The following is a 19,976-nucleotide window of genomic DNA, read 5'->3' on the forward strand; positions in this document are numbered from 1 at the left end:
ACAGCTGTTGTCGGGGCGGCAACCGTCTCCCGAGCAATCTTGCTTCCCAACGAACGGAGCATCCCCTCATGAAGTCCGGACTAGCCACCAAGCTAGCCGCAGCAGGAGCCAGCGCGGCCATGCTGGCGACGATGGCAGTAGGCATGCTGGCCACGCCCGCAGCGGCGGCCAGTGGTTCGAGCCAGGCGGGTACGGCGGCCTCGGCCGTCGGCAAGCCGAAGCCGGCCGTCTCTGTCGGAACCCCCAAGGCATCGCCCTCGAAGTACAAGGGTGAGTGCCCCGTCGGCGTGACCTTCTCCTCGAAGATCAAGGTGAAGGCCGTCAAGAGCAAGACCACGGTCGCCTACCGGTGGCTGCACGGTGACGGCTCGAAGAGCAAGGTGAAGTCCTTCACCTTCCGCGGCAAGGGCGTCAAGAGCTTCACGGTCAAGGAGAAGTCCACCTTCAAGGGCAACGTCAAGGGCTGGCAGGCCATCCAGGTCCTGTCCCCGCGTGGCGCCACCTCCTCGAAGGGCAAGTTCTCGGTCACCTGTGGCTCCAACGGCGACAAGGAAGAGGTCGTCGTTCCTCGCCGCGTCGACGCCGACGCGTGGGTCGACGAGGGCAACTGCCAGGCTGCCCTGATCGGTCGCATCACCGCCACCGGTACCCGCTGGGTGCACTACCGCTGGGTCGTCAACGGCGAGGTCGTCGAGCGTGACGCCATCCGCGTCAACGGCTCGCGCAAGGTCGTCCACGTGATCAAGCCCGGTGAGAACTTCAGGGGCTGGGCCGTGCTGCAGGTCGTCGGCCCGGTGAAGGCGTCCTCCAACCGCGTCCACTTCAAGATCTGGTGCAAGGACACGTCGCCGAAGGTCTGGGCGTCCGTGGACGGTCCGTCCTTCTACGCGGGCACCTGCCCGACGACCCGCACCTTCACCGGCACGATCGGCGCGAGCGGCCGCACCACCGTGAGGTACCGCTGGATCAGCGACGGTGTGGCGGGCGACTGGAAGTACGCCCACTTCAGCGGCTACGGCTCGCAGAGCCAGAGCGTGTCCGACAGCTGGACCGCCTCTGCCTCCGGTGAGTCCAAGCGCGCGATCGAGATCTCCGGTGGCCCGACCACCGGCACCGCGGTCGGCAAGGTCTTCTGCAAGCACCCGCCGAAGCCGACCCCGACGCCGACGCCCACCGTGACCCCCACCCCCACTCCCACCCCGGCCGTCACCGAGACCGCTGGCTGAGAACGTTGAGGACACGGTAGGTCGAGGTAGCGCGCCCGGCGGCTGACGCCGGGCCGCGTCCCGAGTGAAACAGGCGGCGCCCGCACCCAGCGGGCGCCGCTTCTCGTTTCCCGCGCCGTCTTCCGGCTTCCCCGGGGCGGGAGGTGGTTCGGGCGCTCCCGTGCGGGCGTGAATCGAGTGCTCCCGTGCCGGACGCCGTGAGGGCGTGAACCGGGTGGTCTCGCGCGCCGGGCATCGCGAGCGTGGACCCGGCGCTCTCGCGTGTCGGGCACCATCGAGGACATGAGCTACGTTCCTCCGGGATCCGGCTGGCCCGGTGACCCTGCCCAGCCCGGCACCCCCGTCGCCCACGACCCCGCCGAAGTGCGGAAACTCGCGAGGGAGAGCCGTACCCTCGCGGAGCTCACGGCCGCGCAGTCGGTCTGCCGGGCCTGCCCGCGCCTGGTGGAGTGGCGCGAGGAGGTGGCGACGGTGCGAAGGCGGGCGTTCGCGGAGGAGACCTACTGGGGCCGGCCCATCGCGGGATGGGGTGACGAGAGGCCCGAGGTCCTCATCGTCGGGCTCGCCCCGGCGGCGCACGGCGGCAACAGGACCGGAAGGATCTTCACCGGAGACCGCAGCGGCGACTGGCTGTTCGCCTCGCTGTACCGGACGGGCCTGGCCGTACAGGAGACGAGCCTTCGCGCGGACGACGGCCAGCGGCTCGTCGGCGCGCGGATGGTGGCCGCGGTCCGGTGCGCACCGCCCGCCAACAAGCCCGAGCCCGCCGAGCGGGCCGCCTGCCTGCCCTGGCTCTCCCGCGAGGTCGCCCTGGTCTCGGCGGAGGTACGGGTGGTCGTCGCGCTGGGTGGTTTCGCCTGGCAGGCGATCTGGCCCGCGCTGAGGGACGCCGGGTACGCCCTGCCGCGGCCGAGACCGCCCTTCGGGCACGGCGCCGAGGTGGAGATCACCTCTCCCCAGGGAAATCCCGCGCACCTTCTCGGCTGCTATCACCCCAGTCAGCAGAACACCTTCACCGGCAGGGTGACCGCACAGATGCTCGACGATCTCTTCAGCAGGGCGAACGCGCTACGGGGCTTGTGAAGTCGATCACAAAGAGAAGATTGATCGGAATTCTGTCGAGAAGAGTGATGTTTCTAGCTGATGACGGAAATTAGATCCAGCTTGCCAGATGGGCGGCTGGTGCGACGGGAAGCGTGAGCGTATCCTTGTGAAAGGTTTCACAAGCCTCGAAGCTAAGGACAGTGTCGAAGTGAACCGCAACTCCAAGCACATCGTGGTCGTGGGTGGAGGCTATGTCGGCCTCTACACCGTGCTGCGCCTGCAGCACACCCTCCGCAGGGAGCTCCGCGATGGAAGCGTGCGCATCACCGTCCTGACCCCCGAATCCCACATGACCTACCAGCCGTTCCTCCCCGAGGCCGCCGCGGGAAACCTCTCGCCCCGGCACGTCGTCGTCCCGCTCCGCCGCGTGCTCTCGAAGGCGACGATCCTCAACGGCAAGGTCTCCAAGGTCAACCACGCGGCCAAGACCGTCACCTTCGCCCCCAACGTCGGCACCCCGCACGAGATCGACTACGACATCGTGGTGATGGCCGCCGGATCGATCTCCCGTACGCTCCCCATCCCCGGCCTGGCCGACGCCGCGATCGGTTTCAAGACGGTTGGCGAGGCGATCGCGCTGCGCAACCGGGTGCTCGAACTCCTCGACCGGGCCGAGAGCGACGACGACGAGGCCCTGCGCAGGCGCGCCCTGACGTTCGTCGTGGTCGGCGGGGGCTTCGCCGGCGTCGAGGCGCTGGCCGAGCTGGAGGACATGGCGGTGGACGCCACCCGCTACTACCGCAACATCTCCCGCAAGGACATGCGCTGGATCCTCGTCGAGGCCACCGACCGCATCCTCCCCGAGGTGGGCCCCGAGATGGGCGCGTGGACCGCCGAGCAGCTGCGTGAGCGCGGCATCGAGGTCAAGATGAACACCCGCCTCGATTCCTGCGAGGGCGGCCTGGTCAAGCTCTCCGACGGAGACGAGTTCGAGTCGGCCACCATCGTGTGGACCGCCGGGGTGAAGCCGAGTCCGGTCGTCAACGCCGGAGACCTGCCCCTCGACGAGCGAGGCAGGATCAAGACGACCGCCCGTCTCACCGTGGTCGGCGTCGAGGACGCCTACTCGGCGGGAGACGTGGCCGGGGTGCCCGACCTGACCAACCCCGGCCAGTACTGTGCGCCCAACGCGCAGCACGCCGTACGGCAGGCCAAGGTCCTCGCGGACAACATCACCCGGAGCCTGCACGGGCAGGAGCTGGTCGACTACCGGCACAGGTACGTCGGCTCCGTCGCCGGGCTCGGCCTGCACAAGGGGGTCGCCAACGTCTACGGGATCAAGCTGCGCGGGCTCGCCGCGTGGTTCATGCACCGCACCTACCACCTGTCGCGGGTTCCCACCTTCAACCGCAAGGTCCGGGTGACGGCCGACTGGACCCTGGCGCTCTTCTTCAAGCGCGAGACCGTCTCTCTCGGAGAGATCGAGGAACCGCGCACGGAGTTCCGCGCCGCGGCGAGCAACTGAACGCCCGAAGGGCGAACAGACTCCGAGTGTGAACCGGACGTCCGAACCCGGAGAGTGAACGGAACTCCCGAACCCGGAGGTGGCCGACGAGGCCCACCTCCGGGTTCGCCGTTCCCGGCGATGTGCTATTCCTTGACCGGGTCCCCCGAAGGCGGGACGATCCATAAGATTCTCAGCGGAAGTGATGCGACGGTTGCCTTGAGCAGTTACGCATGAGTGGTCCGTTACGTATGATTACGGCGCCCCCGTAGCCCAATGGCAGAGGCAAACCCCTTAAAAGGGTTCGAGTGAGGGTTCGAGTCCCTCCGGGGGCACTCATGATGATCTGCGGAACAAGGCCCGCGACCAGTGAAAACGTGGTCGCGGGTCTTTTCGTGTTATCCGGCTCCGTGTGACCCGTGCCGAACGGTCGGGAGTACCCCTCCCAAATGTGCTCGCAAAACTTTTGGAGTTACATAACTGTGATCATTCTCCGTGGAGTGCTGAGGGCCGGGATTCGATGTATCCCTGGTATAAAATAGTAACCATGAGTAGCGAGGCGAACCTGGAGTCCGTGCTGGGGGCGAACGGGGTCGCCCGACAGTTGATCGGTCATATCGGGGACAAGTGGTCCCTGCTGGTGATCGCGGCGCTGGGGCACGAGGCCCAGCGCTTCTCCCGGCTCAAGGCGCGGATCGAGGGGATCAACCAGCGCATGCTGACCCGGACGCTACGGGCCCTGGAGCGTGACGGCATCGTCGAGCGCAACGTCTACCCGACCTCGCCACCCACGGTGGAGTACGTGCTCACCAGGATGGGGCGCGACCTTTCGGTGGCCGTGACCGGCATCTGCGAGTGGGCGCGCCGCAATCTCGAAGAGGTCGAGGCGTCGCAGCGACTCTTCGACGAGCGAGCGGCAAGACAGATGTGAGGCCCGGGAACCGAAGGCGCCACCTGTTCGTTGGCACCATCGGCGGTAGCCGTACGGTCGCCTGGACAACATGGATATCAGCACGATACGGCCGTGTGACAACCGATCTAATACGCTGATCGCGTAGGTCGCAGCGTGGAGGCAGCGATGGAGAGCAAGAACCCCGTATTCAGTCGGCAGGCCAAGGGCCAGCAGCAAGGTTGGGGCATGCCGACCCCCACCCCTGACCAGCTTCAGGGCATGTACAACACGCCGTCATACGCGCCGCCCGCACAGCGGACGATGACGATCGACGACGTGGTCGTGCGTGGTTTCATCACGCTTGGCACGCTTGTCGTCTCGGCGGCGGTCGCCTGGGTGCTCAACCTCGGCATGGTCGCGGCGATCGCCGGTGTCATCGTCGGTCTGATCCTCGCCCTGGTCATCTCGTTCAAGTCCAGCACCAACCCCGTTCTGATCCTCGGCTACTCGGTCGCCTACGGTGTCGCCGTCGGTGTGATCAGCCACGTCTACAACGATCTGTACAGCGGCATCGTCTTCCAGGCGGTGGTCGGTACGGCTCTGGCCTTCGCCGCCATGCTGACCGTTTACTCGCTGCGCATCATCCGCGTGACGCCCAAGTTCACCAAGTTCGTCGTGGCCGCCGGGCTGGGCCTGATGGGTCTCATGCTCATCAACCTGGTCGCCGGGTTCTTCATCGAGGACGGCATCGGCATCCGGTCGGGCGGCCCGCTGGCCTACGTGTTCAGCATCGCCACGATCCTCATCGGCTGCTTCTTCCTCCTCCTCGACTTCGACCAGGTCGAGCAGGGCGTGCGGAACGGAGCCCCGGAGAAGTACTCGTGGCTGATGGCCTTCGGCCTCACCGTCACCCTGGTCTGGATCTACCTGGAGATCCTGCGCCTGCTGAGCTACTTCTCGAGTAGCGACTGACGACAGCACGGAGAGGGCCCCGCCGGACGCGTTCCGGCGGGGCCCTCTCGTTTTTTCCGGCGACGGACGAGTGAACGGAAGGCAAAGGGGGATGGACGAACCGCGAAGGAAGAGAGCATCTCAGGGCTTGCTATCTGGGCTTTCGTGATGCACTGTCGAGCAAAGGAGCCTATCCGTGGAGGTGCCCATGTCGTTGAACCACTCGATGGAGACGCAGAGCAAGCTGATCGCCAGGGTTCCGGACATCACCGGACGTGCACTCCCAGAGTGGTTTCAAGCCATCGACAACGGCCCGTCGTTCCTTCGCTGTGACGAGCGGGCCACCTGGCTCGCCAACGAGCACGGGCTGACCCACGGCTACGCCGCGGCCATCGTGCACGAGCACGAGCGGCACCGCCGTACCCGCCACCTGTAAGCCGTCCATCTCCGTGAAGCCCGCGCCGCTCCGGTGGTGCGGGCTTCGGCGTGGGTCATGATGGAGTCATGGATCATGACAAGGCGCGCGGGTTCATCCGCGCCAACCACCGAGCGGTCATGCTGACCTCACACGCCGACGGCCGCCCGCAACTCTCCCCGGTCACCGTGGGGCTCGACGCGGAGGGGAACGCGATCGTCAGCACCAGGGAGACGGCGGCGAAGGTACGCAACCTCCGCAGGAACCCGCAGGTCTCGCTCTGCGTGACGACCGACGCCTTCTTCGGTGAGTGGATCCAGATCGACGGCGTCGCGGAGATCGTCTCCCTGCCCGAGGCGATGGATCTCCTGGTCGGCTATTACCGTGACATCTCCGGCGAGCACCCGGACTGGGACGACTACCGGGCCGCGATGGAGCGGGAGCGGCGGGTGATCCTGAGGATCGCGATCACCCGAGCCGGCCCCGACGTGCACGGCTGACCGCGTCCCGGGACACACCCCGGCCGCGCGCTCGCCTGACCGGGTGGCCCGCGTCGGGAGATCTCCCCGGTACGCGGTGCCCGACGACACCGCGCCCGGCCCGGTTCAGCTGAGGCGTTCCAGAACCATCGCCATGCCCTGGCCGCCGCCGACGCACATGGTCTCCAGGCCGATCGACCTGTCGTGGAAGGCGAGGCTGTTGATCAGCGTGGAGGTGATGCGGGCGCCGGTCATCCCGAAGGGGTGCCCGACCGCGATGGCGCCGCCGTTGACGTTGAGCCGGTCGATGTCGATCCCCAGGTCCTGGTAGGACGGGATGACCTGGGCGGCGAACGCCTCGTTGATCTCGACGAGGTCCACGTCGCCGATGGCCATGCCCGCCCTGGCCAGGGCCTGCTTCGAGGCCTCGACCGGGCCCAGGCCCATGATCTCGGGGGACAGGCCGGTCACCCCGGTGGAGACGATCCGGGCGAGCGGGGTGATGCCGAGTTCGGCGGCCCGGGTGTCGCTCATCACGATCACGGCGGCGGCACCGTCGTTCAGCGGGCAGCAGTTGCCCGCGGTGACCGTGCCGTCGGGCCGGAAGACCGGCTTGAGCTGGGAGACCGCCTCGTAGGTGGTCCCCGCCCGAGGGCCGTCGTCCTTGCTCACCACGGTCCCGTCGGGCAGGGTGACCGGGGTGATGTCCTTCTCCCAGAAGCCGTTGGCGATGGCCTTCTCCGCCAGGTTCTGGGAGCGGACACCGAACTCGTCCTGCTCCTGCCGGGAGACGCCCTTCAGTCCGGCGAGGTTCTCCGCCGTCTGGCCCATCGCCACGTAGACGTCGGGCATCAGGCCGTCCTCGCGCGGGTCGTGCCAGACTCCCCTGCCGCCCTCCGCGGCACTCGCCGTGCGGGCCTGGGCGTCGACGAAGAGCGGGTTCGTCGTGTCGGGCAGCGAGTCCGAGCTGCCCTTGGCGAAGCGGGAGACGCACTCCACGCCCGCGGAGACGAACACGTCCCCCTCGCCCGCCCTGATCGCGTGCAGGGCCATCCGGGTGGTCTGCAGCGAGGACGAGCAGTAGCGGGTCACGGTGGTGCCCGGCACGCCGTCCAGGCCGAGCAGGGTGGCGACCACGCGACCCATGTTGAAGCCCTGTTCGCCGCCCGGCAGGCCACAGCCCAGCATGAGGTCGTCGATCGTGGTCGGGTCGAGCTGGGGGACCTTGGCGAGCGCGGCCTGGATGATCTGTACGGTCAGGTCGTCGGGGCGGATGTCCTTGAGGGACCCCTTGAAGGCGCGTCCGATGGGCGAGCGCGCGGTCGCGACGATGACTGCCTCGGGCATGTGGCTCTCCTGGGTTGATGTCTGCTCCTCCTGCGGAGCGTACCGCGCGGTATGCCCAAAACCGCGCCCAGGGGCGTTGAAACAGAACTTTGTACGGGGAGCGCGAGGCCCCTTCCCGACCGGAGGAAGGGGCCCGGCCGCCCTGTCGGTGACGGGTGACGGGTGACGGTGGTACGGCCGTGGACGCCCGGATGTCAGCCGTACATGCCGGGGGAGGTGCCGTCGCCGTCCCTGATCCCGTGCAGAGCGCCCTTCTCGTCGCGCCACATCCGCCAGCCGTTCTGACTGCCGGTGAACCAGAGGGGCGGGGCGCCCGAGCCGGACACCCGCTTGCCGTCGGCCAGCCTGTACTCGCACAGCGAGGCCACCGAGTAGAAACCGGGGTTCTGGCCCTTGAGTGCGAGCGGCTTGGGGTCGGTCACGCAGAAGGACCAGGCGCGCTCGTCCTTGACGTCGGCCGCGCGGGCGGTGGGAAGGTCGAAGGCGCTACCCGGCTCGCCGTGCCGCAGGAAGCCGACCTTCTCCATGCGAGGCGGGAAGGCGAGCCACCAGCCCGCCTCGGGCACCTGATCGGCGGAGATCTGGCCGAGCACCCGGCCGCTCCCCGCCTCCAGTCTGGCGAACCCGCCGTACCGGCCCTCCTGGTCGACCGGGCGGACCACCGGGGCGAAGCCGGGACTGCCGCTGGGATAGACGCGGACCACCGACGGGCGCATCCAGTTGACCGTGCCGTCGGAGAGCTTGACGGAGAACAGGCCGAAGGCGGAGACCTTGCTCGTCTTCGGATTGGTGTAGGGGGCGACGTATCCGACGAGGTTTCCCGCCGTCGCGCCGAAGGACCAGCCTCCCGACAGGTCGACTCCGGCGCCGAGGGGCTGCTCGACGGGGAGCCGCCAGACGGCCTTGCCGGTCTTGAGGTCGTGCGCCTCCAGCACGGGGTGGCGGGCCAGACGGAGGAACACCACGCGCGAGGCGTCGGACCACTCGGCCTCGGCGATGCCGGGGATCTTCCACAGGGCCTTGCCGGTGGCCGGATCGAGGACGACGACGCGGGCGCTCGCGAGCGCGGTGTTCTCGGACACGCACACGAACGCCCCGCACCGCTGCGGGCCGAAGGTGGAGTGCACCGGGCGACGCCACCTGCGGGCCCCGGTCCTGGCGTCCAGGCCGACGAGCGTGGCCTTCCAGCGGCCCCGCCTGGCGGGGTCGATCGTCACCGCGACGGTCTGTCCGGTGGAGGTCTCGACGATCGCGGGGGCGGGCACCCCCATGCCCGGCAGGCGGCCCGCCATGGTCGAGGGGTGGGCCCACAGCTTCCTGCCCGTGGCGAGGTCGAGGGCGACCGTCTCCAGCGTGCCGTCGGGCTTCATGGAGGTCGTCGTGGCGACGCCACCGGCGGCGGTGGTGCGGCTGACCGCGTTCACCTCGGTGTTGTGCCAGGTGGGATGGTCGGGGGTGGCCGCTTCAGTGCCGGAGCAGCCGCCCAGGGTCAAAGCTCCGGCGAGCACCAGGGCCGGTTTCGCGAGGGGCCGGATCACGGGTATTCCACTCCAATGCGGGCGAGGCGTTACGGCTTCGCAGCGGAGGGTGACCGTGTTCAGGCGTCGTTGGGCCGCATCCACGGCCTTCGGCCGAGTATGGTCACCCACCGTCCGTGAGGTCCGGTCGCTCGCCCGGCGACACGGGTCGCGGAGACCTCGGCGCCGGGCTCCTCCGCGGCCTTGGCCGCCGCGAGGTAGATCGACTCAGTGCGCCGGACCCGGGGCTCGGGCCAGAGTTCCAACGCACTGCATACGGAAGGTAGCACCGCGTAAGCGATCTGGAGATAGCCTTGGGTAGATGGGTGAAAACGATCAAGGCCGAACATCTCCGTGGGGTTCGTGTCGAACTCCGGCCCCAGCAGGTCGGCGAAGGCCACCGTCCGCCCGCCCGCCTCGACCACGGCGACGGTCTGCGCGGCGGCGAGCTGGCGGCTCCATCGCCGCGTCACCCAGCGCAGAGGCTGTGCGATCGGCCGGACCGTGCCCAGGTCGGGGCAGGTGCCCACGACCACCTCCGCCCCCGCCTTCCGCAGCCGTTCGACCGCCTTGCGCAGGTGCCGTACGGCGTGGGCGGGCCTGCTCTGCGAGGTGACGTCGTTCGCCCCGATGAAGATGACCGCGATCTCGGGCCTGGCCTTCAACGCCTTGTCCACCTGCTCGCCCAGCTCCGCGGAGGTCGCTCCCGACCTGCCCGTCACGGTGAGCCGAACCGGCCGCTCGGCGATCACGGCCAGCCCGTTCGCGATCAGCACGGCGGGTGTCTCCGCGGGTTCCGAGGTGCCCAGGCCGACGGAGGTGGAGTCGCCGAGCATGACCATCCTGACGGGCTCGCCGTCGAAGGCCCCGTACACCCCGTCCGAAGGCGGTCCCTCCATGCCGTGCGGGCGGCCGACGGTGCGGCGGGCCACCAGTGCCTCGGCCAGCAGCAGGCCGTAGGTCGCCGCGCCGAGCGCGGTGAGGCCCCCTCCGCCCAGGGCGGCCGCCGCGGCGACGCGGCGGGCGACTCGCGCCGTACCCGGTGTCCAGCTCACGTGGCGTCGCTCCCTCCGTACGGGGCGGTAGCGTTGCCTTTGGTGACACAGCCGAGTCCCTGCCACCCCTACGGGGATCGCGGCGATTACGACAACAAGCCGACCGAGCTTTGGTATTTCGAGGTGATATCCCGGTGCGCGTACATGACTCGCTTGTCGAACTGATGGGCAACACCCCTCTCGTCCGACTGAACAAGGTGACAGAGGGCATTTCCGCCCAAGTGCTGGCGAAGGTGGAGTATTTCAACCCTGGAGGGTCGGTGAAGGACCGCATCGCGGTCCGGATGATCGACGCCGCCGAGCAGTCGGGAGAGTTGCGTCCCGGGGGCACGATCGTGGAGCCCACCTCGGGTAACACCGGGATCGGCCTCGCCATCGTGGCCCAGCAGCGGGGATATCGCTGCCTGTTCGTGGTGCCCGACAAGGTGGCCCAGGACAAGATCTCGGTTCTGCGCGCCTACGGTGCCGAGGTCGTGGTCTGCCCGACGGCGGTCTCCCCCGACCACCCCGACTCCTACTACTCGGTCTCCGACCGGCTGGCCAGGGAGACGCCGAACGCCTGGAAGCCCGACCAGTACTCCAACCCGCGCAACACCGAGAGCCACTACCACTCCACCGGCCCGGAGATCTGGGACCAGACGGAGGGCAGGATCACCCACTTCGTGGCGGGCGTCGGCACCGGGGGCACGATCAGCGGCACCGGCCGCTACCTCAAGGAGGTCTCCGGCGGCCGGGTCAAGATCATCGGAGCCGACCCCGAGGGTTCCGTCTACTCAGGCGGCACCGGGCGGCCGTACCTGGTGGAGGGCGTCGGCGAGGACATCTGGCCGGCCAACTACGACACCACGATCTGCGACGAGGTCATCGCGATCTCCGACAAGGACTCCTTCACCATGACCCGCCGCCTGGCCCGCGAGGAGGCGCTGCTGGTGGGCGGCTCCTGCGGGATGGCGACGGTCGCGGCGCTGCGCGTGGCCGAGCGGGCCGGGCCGGACGACGTGATCGTGGTGCTGCTGCCCGACGGCGGACGTGGTTACCTGTCGAAGATCTTCAACGACGAGTGGATGGCCGACTACGGCTTCCTCACCACCTCCAGCGAGGAGGGCCTGGTCAAGGACGTGCTGACCCAGAAGAGCTCCGGCATGCCGGAGTTCGTGCACACCCACCCGCACGAGTCGGTCGACACAGCCATCTCGATCATGCGCGAGTACGGGGTGTCGCAGCTTCCGGTGATGAAGGAGGAGCCGCCGGTCATGGCCGCCGAGGTGGTCGGCTCGATCCTGGAGCGCGATCTGCTCGACGCCCTGTACCGGGGCCGGGTGCGGCCGACCGACCCGCTGGCCGCCCACATGTCGCAGCCGCTGCCGACGATCGGCGCGGGGGAGCCGGTCTCCATCGCCGTCGAGGCACTGGAGAAGGCCGACGCCGCGGTCGTCCTCGACGACGGCAAGCCCGTCGGCCTGATCACCCGGCAGGACCTGCTCGCCTTCCTCGCCAGCCACTAGCCCGTTCTTCAGGAGAGGGCGGGGTCAGAGGGGAAACTCCGCCGTCACCTCCCAGGCCCCGGAGCGGGTGGGGCCGGCCAGCAGACGGCCGCCGAGAGCCTCGACGCGCTCGGCCATGCCCACCAGGCCGAACCCACCGCCGAGACGGGCGACCCTGACGTCGGCCAACGAGCCGTAGTTGCGCACCCGCAGCCGCACGGCGCCCCCGGTGGGTGAGGCGCCTTCGCGAGGCGGGGGGCCCGCCGGGGCGGAGGCGGTACGCCGGGCCCGCGGGTCCTGGTCGTTCCCCGTCTTCACGCGTACGCTCTCGGCCCAGGCGCGCAGGTCGGAGCCGTCGGTGAGCTTCAGGTCCGCCTCGACCCAGTCGGTGCCGGGGGCGTGCCTGCGGACGTTGGTCAACGACTCCTGAAGGACCCGGTGGAGGGTGGTCATCACCTCCGGGGCGACGGTGCCCTCGGCGATGCCCTGGCCGATGTCGAAGGTGACCTGGGGGCCCGCGGCGGAGAAACGCTCGACCATCGTGCGCATGTCCATGAGCGTGCTGCCCGGTGAGCGGGCGGCCCCGTCCTCCGCGCGCAGCACGCTGACCAGGCGGCGCATCGAGGTGAGCGCGTCGGCCCCCGCGTTCGCGATCGCCTCCAGGGAGGGGACCACGGCCTCGGGTTTCTGCTCGGCGACGACCTTGGCGGCCTGGGCCTGCACCACGATCCCGGTGATGTGGTGGGCGACCAGGTCGTGCAGCTCCCTGGCCAGCTCCAGGCGTTCGGACCGCCGCACCGTGTCGACGGCCTCCCTGCGGCGCTCCAGCTGGAAGCGGAGGTAGGCGCCGATACCGGCGGCGCAGGACCAGCAGACGAAGAGCAGGAAGCCCGAGGCCGTCGCCGGTTCCCCGCTCATGAAGTTCAGGCGGACGGAGGAGGTTTCGAGCACGATCATCGTCGCCAGGGAGAACAGCGCGGCCCGCCGCACCGGCTCGATCGCGCGCAGCCCGCCGACGGTGAGGACCAGCAGCGACCCGATCTCGGCCACGCCGGGACTGCCGTCGCCGTCGGTGATCCCGATGATCAGGGACGACAGGAACGACACCGTCAGCAGGGTGACGAGCCCGCCGACCCGCCAGCGGCGGCGTCGCGCCACCGCCACGACGCCCACCAGGCCGCACACGGGGCTCAGCAGCATCGCCGGGTTGAGGCCGCCCCTCGACGACATGATGGCCGAGACCACCATCACGTCGATCAGCAGGAGCAGGACGAGCCAACCGATCAAAGCGATCTCGCTGAGTCTTTTGACCCAGTAGATCAGCCGGTTCGTCTCTCCCACGGTCCCCGAGCCTAAGCCTCGCGGAGGAGTGGTCATATCGGCCGTTCGGCCGAATCGTTCCCCGGAGAACCGGTCCTTCAGCGGAAGCGGCGCGGGGAGCCTGTCGCCGATGCTTGAGAGGTCGAAGGGGGAAAGAGTTGACCTCCTCCCCTCCCTGAAGGGAGGGGATTCCCCACGGTCACCCGTGAGGGTTCCTGCTTCACCGCCAGTTGCCCGCCCGAGAGGACTCTCGTTGAGGTCTTACACCGGCTCCACAGGCGTTTTACCTCTCCGCCAGCCCGGCGGCGAGGATGTTTTTGGCGGCGTTGACGTCGCGGTCATGGGCCGCGCCGCAGGCACAGGTCCACTCCCGTATGCCCAGCGGCATGGACTGCTGAAGGACGCCGCACGCCGAGCACAGCTTGGAGGAGGGAAACCAACGGTCCACTACGAGGAGTTCCCGCCCGTACCAGGCTGCTTTGTACTCCAGCATGGTCCGCATCTGGCGCCAGGAGGCGTCGGAGACGGCGCGGGCCAGGCTGTGGTTTTTCACCATGTTGCGCACGGTGAGGTCTTCGATCACGACCGTTTGGTTCTCACGGACGAGGCGAGTGGTGACCTTGTGCAGATGGTCTCGGCGCCGGTCGGCGATGCGGGCATGGACGCGGGCGACCTTGAGTTTCGCCTTGGCCCGGTTCGCCGACCCCTTCGCCTTGCGGGAGAGGTTGCGCTGAGCTTTGGCGAGTTTGCGCCGGTCGGCCCGCTCATGCTGGGGGTTGACGATCTTCTCTCCGGTGGAGAGCGTCGCCAGTGCCGTGATACCCGCGTCCACCCCGACCGCGTTGGGCGTCGGCTCCAGCGGCCGGAGGCTGTCTTCGCACAGGATGGAGACGAACCAGCGGCCCGCCGCGTCCTTCGACACCGTCACCGTGGACGGCTGCGCCCCCTCGGGCAGCGGGCGCGACCACACGACGTTCAGCGGACCGTTCATCTTCGCCAGGGTGAGCTGACCGTTGCGGTAGGTGAACGCCGAGCGAGTGTACTCGGCGCTGAGGCGGGACTTCTTGCGGGACTTGAACGTCGGGTACTTCGCGTGCTTGGCGAAGAAGTTGGCGAACGCCGCCTGAAGGTGGCGCAATGCCTGCTGAAGCGGCACCGAGGACACCTCGTTCAAGAAGACGAGGTCGTCGGTTTTCTTCCACTGCGTGAGCGCGGCCGACGACTGCACGTAGGAGGTCTTTCGGCCTTGCAGTGTGTAGGCGCGGGTGCGTTCTTCGAGGGCTTTGTTGTAGACGAGGCGCACGCAGCCGAATGTCCGGGCAAGCTCGGAAGCTTGCTCGGGGGTCGGGTGGAAGCGGAACTTGAACGCCCGCTTCACGGTCTGCGCCATGCCTCACATTCTAAAGCAAGATCAGCTAACAGTGGACGTGTATTCGATTCCAGGTCCGCGCGGCATGGTGCCGCGTTTCCTCTCCGGCCTGAAGGTCGGAGTATCCACACTGGAGGTATTCGATGACCATCATTGGGATAGTGCTCCTGCTCGCCGGGCTTGTGGTCGGTGCGGCCTTGACGCTCGCCGACCCGGTCCTGCTCTCGCGGATCGGCGGGGAGCGCGCGGAGTAGGCGGCCGGAGGCTCCCTGGGCGGCGTTTTCCGCTGCTCTGGGGCACCCGGCGCCGCGAGTAACGTTGACCTCATGAACCAAGGATTCGAGACGCTGGCCATCCACGCAGGTCAGGAACCCGACCCCTACACCGGGGCCGTGGTGCCGCCGATCTACGCGGTGTCCACCTACAAGCAGGACGGCGTGGGCGGGTTGCGCGCCGGATATGAGTACAGCCGGTCCGCCAACCCGACCAGGACCGCGCTGGAGGAGGCCATGGCCGCCGTCGAGGGCGGCAGCCGTGGTCTGGCCTTCGCCTCGGGGCTGGCCGCCGAGGACGCGGTGCTCCGGGCGATCTGCAGGCCGGGCGATCACGTGATCATCCCGAACGACGCCTACGGCGGCACCTACCGTCTGTTCGCGAAGGTCCACGAGCGCTGGGGGCTGCACTACGACCCGGCGCCGCTGGGCGACCTGACGGCGGTGGCGGCCGCCGTGACCCAGAAGACCAAGATCATTTGGGTGGAGACGCCCACCAACCCGCTGCTCGGCATCGCCGACATCGCGGCACTCGCCCAGCTCGCGACCGAGTGCGGCGCGCTGCTGGTGGTGGACAACACCTTCGCCTCCCCGTACCTGCAGCAGCCGATCGCGCTGGGCGCGGACATCGTCGTGCACTCCACCACCAAGTACGTGGGCGGCCACTCAGACGTGGTCGGCGGCGCGCTCGTCGCGCGGGACGCCGGAGTGGGCGAGGAGCTCGCCTACCACCAGAACGCGATGGGCGCGGTGGCCGGGCCGTTCGACGCCTGGCTGACGCTGCGCGGTCTCAAGACACTCGGGGTGCGGATGGATCGCCACTGCGAGAACGCCGAACGGGTGGTGGACCTGCTGCTCGCCCATCCTCGGGTGTCCTCGGTGCTCTACCCGGGCCTGGCCGACCACCCGGGACACGAGGTGGCGGCCAAGCAGATGAGGCGTTTCGGCGGCATGGTCTCCTTCCGGATGGCCGGAGGCGAGGCCGAGGCCGTCGAGCTGTGCAACAGGACCAAGCTGTTCACCCTGGGCGAGTCGCTCGGCGGCGTGGAGTCGCTGATCGAGCACCCCGGTCTGATGACCCACGCCTCGGTGGCGGGCTCGCCGCTGGAGGTGCCCGGCGACCTGGTGCGCCTGTCGGTCGGCATCGAGTCGATCGACGACCTGCTGGCCGACCTCAGCCAGGCGCTGGGCTAGGAGCGGGCGCCGGTCCAGGAGCCGGATCCTGGGCCGGGAACGGGCGTCCGGCCGGGATCGGGTGCCGGACCGGGTGCGGGCGCCCGGCCGGGAACCGGCGCCGGGCAGACGGCGGCCACCGGGTCGGAAACGGGCGCGGCCGGGAAGCGGCCGTGGCCAGGAAACGGCTGCGGCCCGGAAAGGGGCGCGGTGGGAAAACGCGGGCTCAGGCCGGGCTTCCCCAGACCATCAGCACCAGGATGACCATCCAGATCAGCACGATCACGCCGGAGAGGGCGGCGATCCGGCCGACCTGCACCTTGGCGTCGTCGTCCGGGCTCTCATTGGTGAGGACCCGGATGGCGGTGCGCTGGTCCCGCTCCACCATGACCAGCAGCACCGCGGCGACGATGAAAAGCGTCATGGATACCGACAGATACGGCCTTCCAAGGAATTCGCGGCCCAGCAGTGCCCCGAACAGGAAGACACCGACGGACGCGAAACCGTAGATGCGCGTGGTCTTGTGGAGATAACGCAGGACATCGACGTTCTTGGTGCGGATGAATCTGGGAGTCGACATCGTGGCGGCGGTGATCGGCCCCAGGGCGAAGATCGCGAAACCGATGTGCAACCAGAGCAGCAGGTGGTCTGTCATGCGCCAGACATTAGTATCCGGTGATCTCGTCTGGGTACGGCTCGCACGGTGTCACCCGACGGCGTGGTCTTCCTTAATGATCGTTTGAAGGGTCTTCCCACGGAATGGGCGGACGTGCTCCTCGTCCTTCGCTCTTTCGCCGGCCCCGTGGCCGAGATGTCGCCGCCGTTCACGACAGGGACGGTTCACCCTCGACGGTGTCGTACCTGCCCGGACGGTCGTCATCGCGCTCATGGTCCGAGGCGCCGCGATCCGAGATCGCGTTCTCCTCACGCGCGTGTGGCACCATGCACACCTCGAAACAGACGCAGACGATGAGCATCAGCACCACGAGAATTCCCGCGAGCATCGGGCTCACTTCTTCCCCCCTCCACAACGGTGTTCTTCCTTTATCGGGTAGACAGCGCGGACATCGATGCGGTTGTCACGAAAAGGTAACGGTTGAGGTGAGGGGCGGAATTGACGATACGCGATTGTCGATCTTCGCGTTCCGCGCGGAGCACGTCCGCGGCGTTAGTAGGATCGTGGGCGAGCTCGTTACCGTGTGATGAGACCGGCGGTGGTGAAACCGTGGTCGTGCCGGACGGGCGTTCAACCAGACAGAGCAAGACGGCACAAGGGAGTGCCCGCCGTGGGTGTCAAACATGTTGAGCCGTATACCGAGGAGTGGCGCGACCAGCCGTCCCGCTACGTCGGCCTCGTCGTCGAGGCGCTGGGCGAGGCGGTCGAGAGCTGGTGGCAGGGTCCCTGCGACCCGCGCACCGTCACCATTCGCCTGACCGGTGGCGACGCGCTGGTCTGGGACGAGGAGAGCGGCTGGCGCCGTGGCCGCTACGCGAGCGGCGACCCCGCCACCTCCACGGTCCTCGCCGACGCCCGCTATCTCGGCGGAGGTCTGCTGCCCTCCCCTGAGCGGGTCCCCTCCGCGATCGCCGACGCCCGCGCGGGCGTCGGCAACAGCACGGCATGGCGGCCCTGCTACCGCTCCTACCGCCACTATCGCGACGGCTTCGATCTGGCGCTCGACGGATACGCCGCCTACGCCAACGCCTGAGCCCACCTCGGGCCGCGAGCCCACGTCGACCCGGGTCCGCCTCGGCGAGTGCGGCGGGCCCGCAGGAAGTCGCCGACGCCTGGGCCCGGCCTTAGGCCGTGAGGTTCAACATGACCCGGGCCCGCAGGAAGTCGCCGACGCCCGGGCTCGCCTTAGGCCGTGAGTCCGACATCATCCCGGGCCCGCCTCGGCGGATGCGGCGGGCCCGCAGGAACACGTCAACGCCTGGTCCGCCTCGGGCCGGGAGTCCGATCACCCCGGGCCCGTCTCAGCGGGTGCGGCGGGCCCGCAGGAAGTCGCTGACGACGTACTCGCCCAGGCGGTCGGCGCCGGGGGAGAAGACCCGGCCGCCGTTGCGTCGTCCGACCTCGTTCACGAACTCCTTCAGGCGCTCGTCGTCGGCGAGCATGAAGACGTTGAGCGTCGCCCTGCGCCGGGTCATCTTGTCGACCTCCGCGAGGGTCAGCTCCAGCGTCTCCTGGGTCGGTGGCCACTCGAAGGCCGCCGAGCCGTTGCGCCGCAGGTGGGCGGTGGGTTCGCCGTCGGTGACCACGAGCACGACCGGCTCGAAGTCGGGGTGGCGGTCCAGGTGGCGTCCGGCGATCAGCAGGGCGTGGTGCAGGTTCGTTCCCTGGACCATGTCCCACTCCAGCCCCGCCAGTTCGTCGGGCTGCAGCACCCTGGCGTAGTTGGAGAAGCCGATGATCTGCACCGAGTCCTGGGGGAACTTCGAGGCCACCAGCGCCTGCAGCGCCATCGCCGTCTGCTTGGCGGCGGCCCAGGTGCCGCGCAGCGCCATCGAGTAGGACAGGTCGACCAGCAGGCACACCGCGGCCGCCGTGCGCCGCTCGGTCTCGGCGACCTCGAAGTCGTCGACCGACAGGGTGACCGCGCCGCCCCCGCCGCGCCGGACCCCGTTGATCACGGTACGGACCACGTCGATCGGCTGCTCGTCGCCGAACCGCCAGGGCCGTGATGACCCGGTGAGCTCACCGGCAGAGCCCGCGTCCACCTGGTCGTGGTCGCCGCGGCGCCCGCTCTCCAGGGAGGAGAAGACGCGGCGCAGCGCGGTCTCTCCCAGGCGTCGTACGGCCTTGGGGGTGAGCTCCAGCTTGCCGCGCCGGCGCAGGAGGTAGCCCTGCTGCTCCAGCTCGCGCTCGACCTGCCTGAGCGCCTCCAGGTCGTCGACGGCGGAGCGGCCCAGGGCGCGCCGGATCGCCGCCTCGTCGATGTCGTCCAGGCGGGCGCCGGGGTAGTCCTGGCGGAGCGCGGCCTCCAGCTGGGTCAGGTCGGCGAGCTCGTCCAGCGCGCTCACGGCGTCGGACATCCCCATCGGCTCGTCGCCGCTCAGCCGCTCGGGGGTGTTCCAGGCCAGGTCCGGACGACGGGCGTGGAGGGACTCGCCCAGGCGGCGCATCTGCTCGTCCAGCCCGGCCTGCTGGAGGGTCTGCTCGATCAGGTGGTCGAGCTCCTCGCGTTGGGCCGGGGTGAGGGAGGCGAGCAGGCGCTGGGTGGCCGCCGCCCGCCGGGCCAGGGTGTCGACCAACTCCTCCAGGTTCCGGGGCGACTCCGGGAACATGTCCCCATATTTCGACATGAACTGCTCGAAGTCGGCCTGGGTGTGCTCACCCCGGGCATCCCGGTCGAGCATGTCGTTCAAATCGGACATCATCTCCCTGACCCGCTCCATGGCGGCCGGGTCGGGGTTGGCCAGAGACTGCCGCATGCCGCGGAACTGGCTGTCGAGCACCTCCCTGCGCAGCAGGTCGCGCAGTTCCTCGAAGGTCTGCCCGGCGGCGGCCGAGCGCCACCGGTAGGCGCCCAGCTCCCGGATCGCGCTCGCCGTGTCGTCGGGAAGAGCAGCCAGCTCCGCCTCGCGCAGCCGGGCCTCGTCGGAGGGGTCGGGGAACAGTTCGGCCCGCTCCTGGCCGATCGCCTTGTCCAGCAGCGCCCTGGCCCGCTCCAGCGTGCCGTCGATACGGCCGCGCTCGCGCAGCTCACGGCGCCGCCTTCGCACCTCGCGGAGAAGCTCCTCAAGGCCACGACGATCCTGCGCGCCCGGCAGGCCCTCCTTGAGCAGGTCGCGCAGGGCATGGGACGGGTTGGAGCCGGACAGGATCGCGTCACCCATCCGGTCCAGCGCGGAACGGACGTCGTACGGCGGGGCGAGCGGGTCGGGCCCGTCCCGGTATTCGCCATAGCGATAGCTCATGCGGACA

The 19,976-nt window shown here is 69.0% G+C and carries 18 protein-coding genes and 1 tRNA gene; 11 read left to right on the forward strand and 8 right to left on the reverse strand.

The features are described from left to right. Nucleotides 1–68 precede the first annotated feature (68 nt). The 8 genes from AB0B96_RS14630 to AB0B96_RS14665 all read left to right on the forward strand — a co-directional run bounded on the left by AB0B96_RS14630 (nt 69) and on the right by AB0B96_RS14665 (nt 6,532). A complete protein-coding gene (locus AB0B96_RS14630; RefSeq protein ID WP_362898848.1) occupies nt 69–1,226 on the forward strand; it encodes a hypothetical protein in 1,158 nt (385 codons plus the stop codon). Between the two features lie 282 nt (nt 1,227–1,508). Beyond that, nucleotides 1,509–2,309 (forward strand): uracil-DNA glycosylase, encoded by an 801-nt coding sequence (locus AB0B96_RS14635; RefSeq protein ID WP_362898850.1) that lies wholly within the window; start codon nt 1,509–1,511, stop codon nt 2,307–2,309. A gap of 169 nt (nt 2,310–2,478) precedes the next feature. Beyond that, nucleotides 2,479–3,795, forward strand: coding sequence for an FAD-dependent oxidoreductase (locus tag AB0B96_RS14640; protein ID WP_362898852.1), 1,317 nt, complete (start codon nt 2,479–2,481; stop codon nt 3,793–3,795). A gap of 241 nt (nt 3,796–4,036) precedes the next feature. Continuing rightward, nucleotides 4,037–4,109: transfer RNA gene (locus AB0B96_RS14645), tRNA-Leu, on the forward strand. 212 nt (nt 4,110–4,321) lie between these two features. Continuing rightward, on the forward strand, nt 4,322–4,705 hold the full coding sequence (locus tag AB0B96_RS14650) for a helix-turn-helix domain-containing protein (protein ID WP_362509416.1): 384 nt from the start codon (nt 4,322–4,324) through the stop codon (nt 4,703–4,705). Between the two features lie 147 nt (nt 4,706–4,852). Continuing rightward, a complete protein-coding gene (locus tag AB0B96_RS14655; protein ID WP_350949992.1) occupies nt 4,853–5,638 on the forward strand; it encodes a Bax inhibitor-1/YccA family protein in 786 nt (261 codons plus the stop codon). A 187-nt stretch (nt 5,639–5,825) separates the two neighbouring features. Further along, the gene (locus AB0B96_RS14660) at nt 5,826–6,053 is read left to right on the forward strand and encodes a DUF4287 domain-containing protein (protein WP_350950018.1); all 228 of its coding nucleotides are present in this window, start codon (nt 5,826–5,828) and stop codon (nt 6,051–6,053) included. A gap of 68 nt (nt 6,054–6,121) precedes the next feature. After that, nucleotides 6,122–6,532, forward strand: a complete 411-nt coding sequence (locus AB0B96_RS14665) for a PPOX class F420-dependent oxidoreductase (protein ID WP_350949991.1) — start codon at nt 6,122–6,124, stop codon at nt 6,530–6,532. A gap of 105 nt (nt 6,533–6,637) precedes the next feature. Here AB0B96_RS14665 and AB0B96_RS14670 read toward each other — a convergent pair whose 3' ends face one another. The 3 genes from AB0B96_RS14670 to AB0B96_RS14680 form a co-directional block, all read right to left on the reverse strand. Beyond that, on the reverse strand, nt 6,638–7,858 hold the full coding sequence (locus AB0B96_RS14670) for an acetyl-CoA C-acetyltransferase (RefSeq protein ID WP_362898855.1): 1,221 nt from the start codon (nt 7,856–7,858) through the stop codon (nt 6,638–6,640). A gap of 194 nt (nt 7,859–8,052) precedes the next feature. Continuing rightward, nucleotides 8,053–9,396: a PQQ-binding-like beta-propeller repeat protein gene (locus AB0B96_RS14675; protein ID WP_362898857.1), complete on the reverse strand. Its 1,344-nt coding sequence runs from the start codon at nt 9,394–9,396 to the stop codon at nt 8,053–8,055. 59 nt (nt 9,397–9,455) lie between these two features. Further along, nucleotides 9,456–10,430, reverse strand: a complete 975-nt coding sequence (locus tag AB0B96_RS14680; protein WP_350949988.1) for an SGNH/GDSL hydrolase family protein — start codon at nt 10,428–10,430, stop codon at nt 9,456–9,458. Nucleotides 10,431–10,564: 134 nt separating this feature from the next. Between AB0B96_RS14680 and AB0B96_RS14685 the strand changes: the two genes are divergently transcribed. Beyond that, nucleotides 10,565–11,935 carry a cystathionine beta-synthase gene (locus AB0B96_RS14685; protein WP_350949987.1) on the forward strand — a complete coding sequence of 457 codons (1,371 nt, stop codon included), beginning with the start codon at nt 10,565–10,567 and terminating at the stop codon, nt 11,933–11,935. Nucleotides 11,936–11,959: 24 nt separating this feature from the next. Here the strand turns inward: AB0B96_RS14685 and AB0B96_RS14690 are convergent, their stop codons facing one another. Then, nucleotides 11,960–13,255, reverse strand: a complete 1,296-nt coding sequence (locus AB0B96_RS14690; RefSeq protein ID WP_362898860.1) for a histidine kinase — start codon at nt 13,253–13,255, stop codon at nt 11,960–11,962. 262 nt (nt 13,256–13,517) lie between these two features. After that, nucleotides 13,518–14,624 carry an RNA-guided endonuclease TnpB family protein gene (locus tag AB0B96_RS14695; RefSeq protein ID WP_362898862.1) on the reverse strand — a complete coding sequence of 369 codons (1,107 nt, stop codon included), beginning with the start codon at nt 14,622–14,624 and terminating at the stop codon, nt 13,518–13,520. A gap of 305 nt (nt 14,625–14,929) precedes the next feature. Between AB0B96_RS14695 and AB0B96_RS14700 the strand changes: the two genes are divergently transcribed. Further along, entirely contained in the window at nt 14,930–16,069 is a 1,140-nt protein-coding gene (locus tag AB0B96_RS14700; RefSeq protein ID WP_350949985.1) for a cystathionine gamma-synthase, read from the forward strand. Between the two features lie 205 nt (nt 16,070–16,274). On the opposite strand, the gene AB0B96_RS14705 is transcribed toward AB0B96_RS14700, so the two are convergent. Then, nucleotides 16,275–16,703 carry a hypothetical protein gene (locus AB0B96_RS14705; protein ID WP_350949984.1) on the reverse strand — a complete coding sequence of 143 codons (429 nt, stop codon included), beginning with the start codon at nt 16,701–16,703 and terminating at the stop codon, nt 16,275–16,277. A 169-nt stretch (nt 16,704–16,872) separates the two neighbouring features. Beyond that, the gene (locus AB0B96_RS14710; protein WP_362898864.1) at nt 16,873–17,052 is read right to left on the reverse strand and encodes a hypothetical protein; all 180 of its coding nucleotides are present in this window, start codon (nt 17,050–17,052) and stop codon (nt 16,873–16,875) included. Between the two features lie 282 nt (nt 17,053–17,334). On the opposite strand from AB0B96_RS14710, the gene AB0B96_RS14715 reads away from it, so the two are divergent. Next, a complete protein-coding gene (locus tag AB0B96_RS14715; RefSeq protein WP_362898866.1) occupies nt 17,335–17,757 on the forward strand; it encodes a DUF6292 family protein in 423 nt (140 codons plus the stop codon). A gap of 268 nt (nt 17,758–18,025) precedes the next feature. On the opposite strand, the gene AB0B96_RS14720 is transcribed toward AB0B96_RS14715, so the two are convergent. Further along, a complete protein-coding gene (locus AB0B96_RS14720; RefSeq protein WP_350949981.1) occupies nt 18,026–19,969 on the reverse strand; it encodes a hypothetical protein in 1,944 nt (647 codons plus the stop codon). Between the last annotated feature and the right edge of the window lie 7 nt (nt 19,970–19,976).

This window comes from Streptosporangium sp. NPDC049046, assembly GCF_040649155.1.
Lineage (GTDB): Bacteria > Actinomycetota > Actinomycetes > Streptosporangiales > Streptosporangiaceae > Streptosporangium.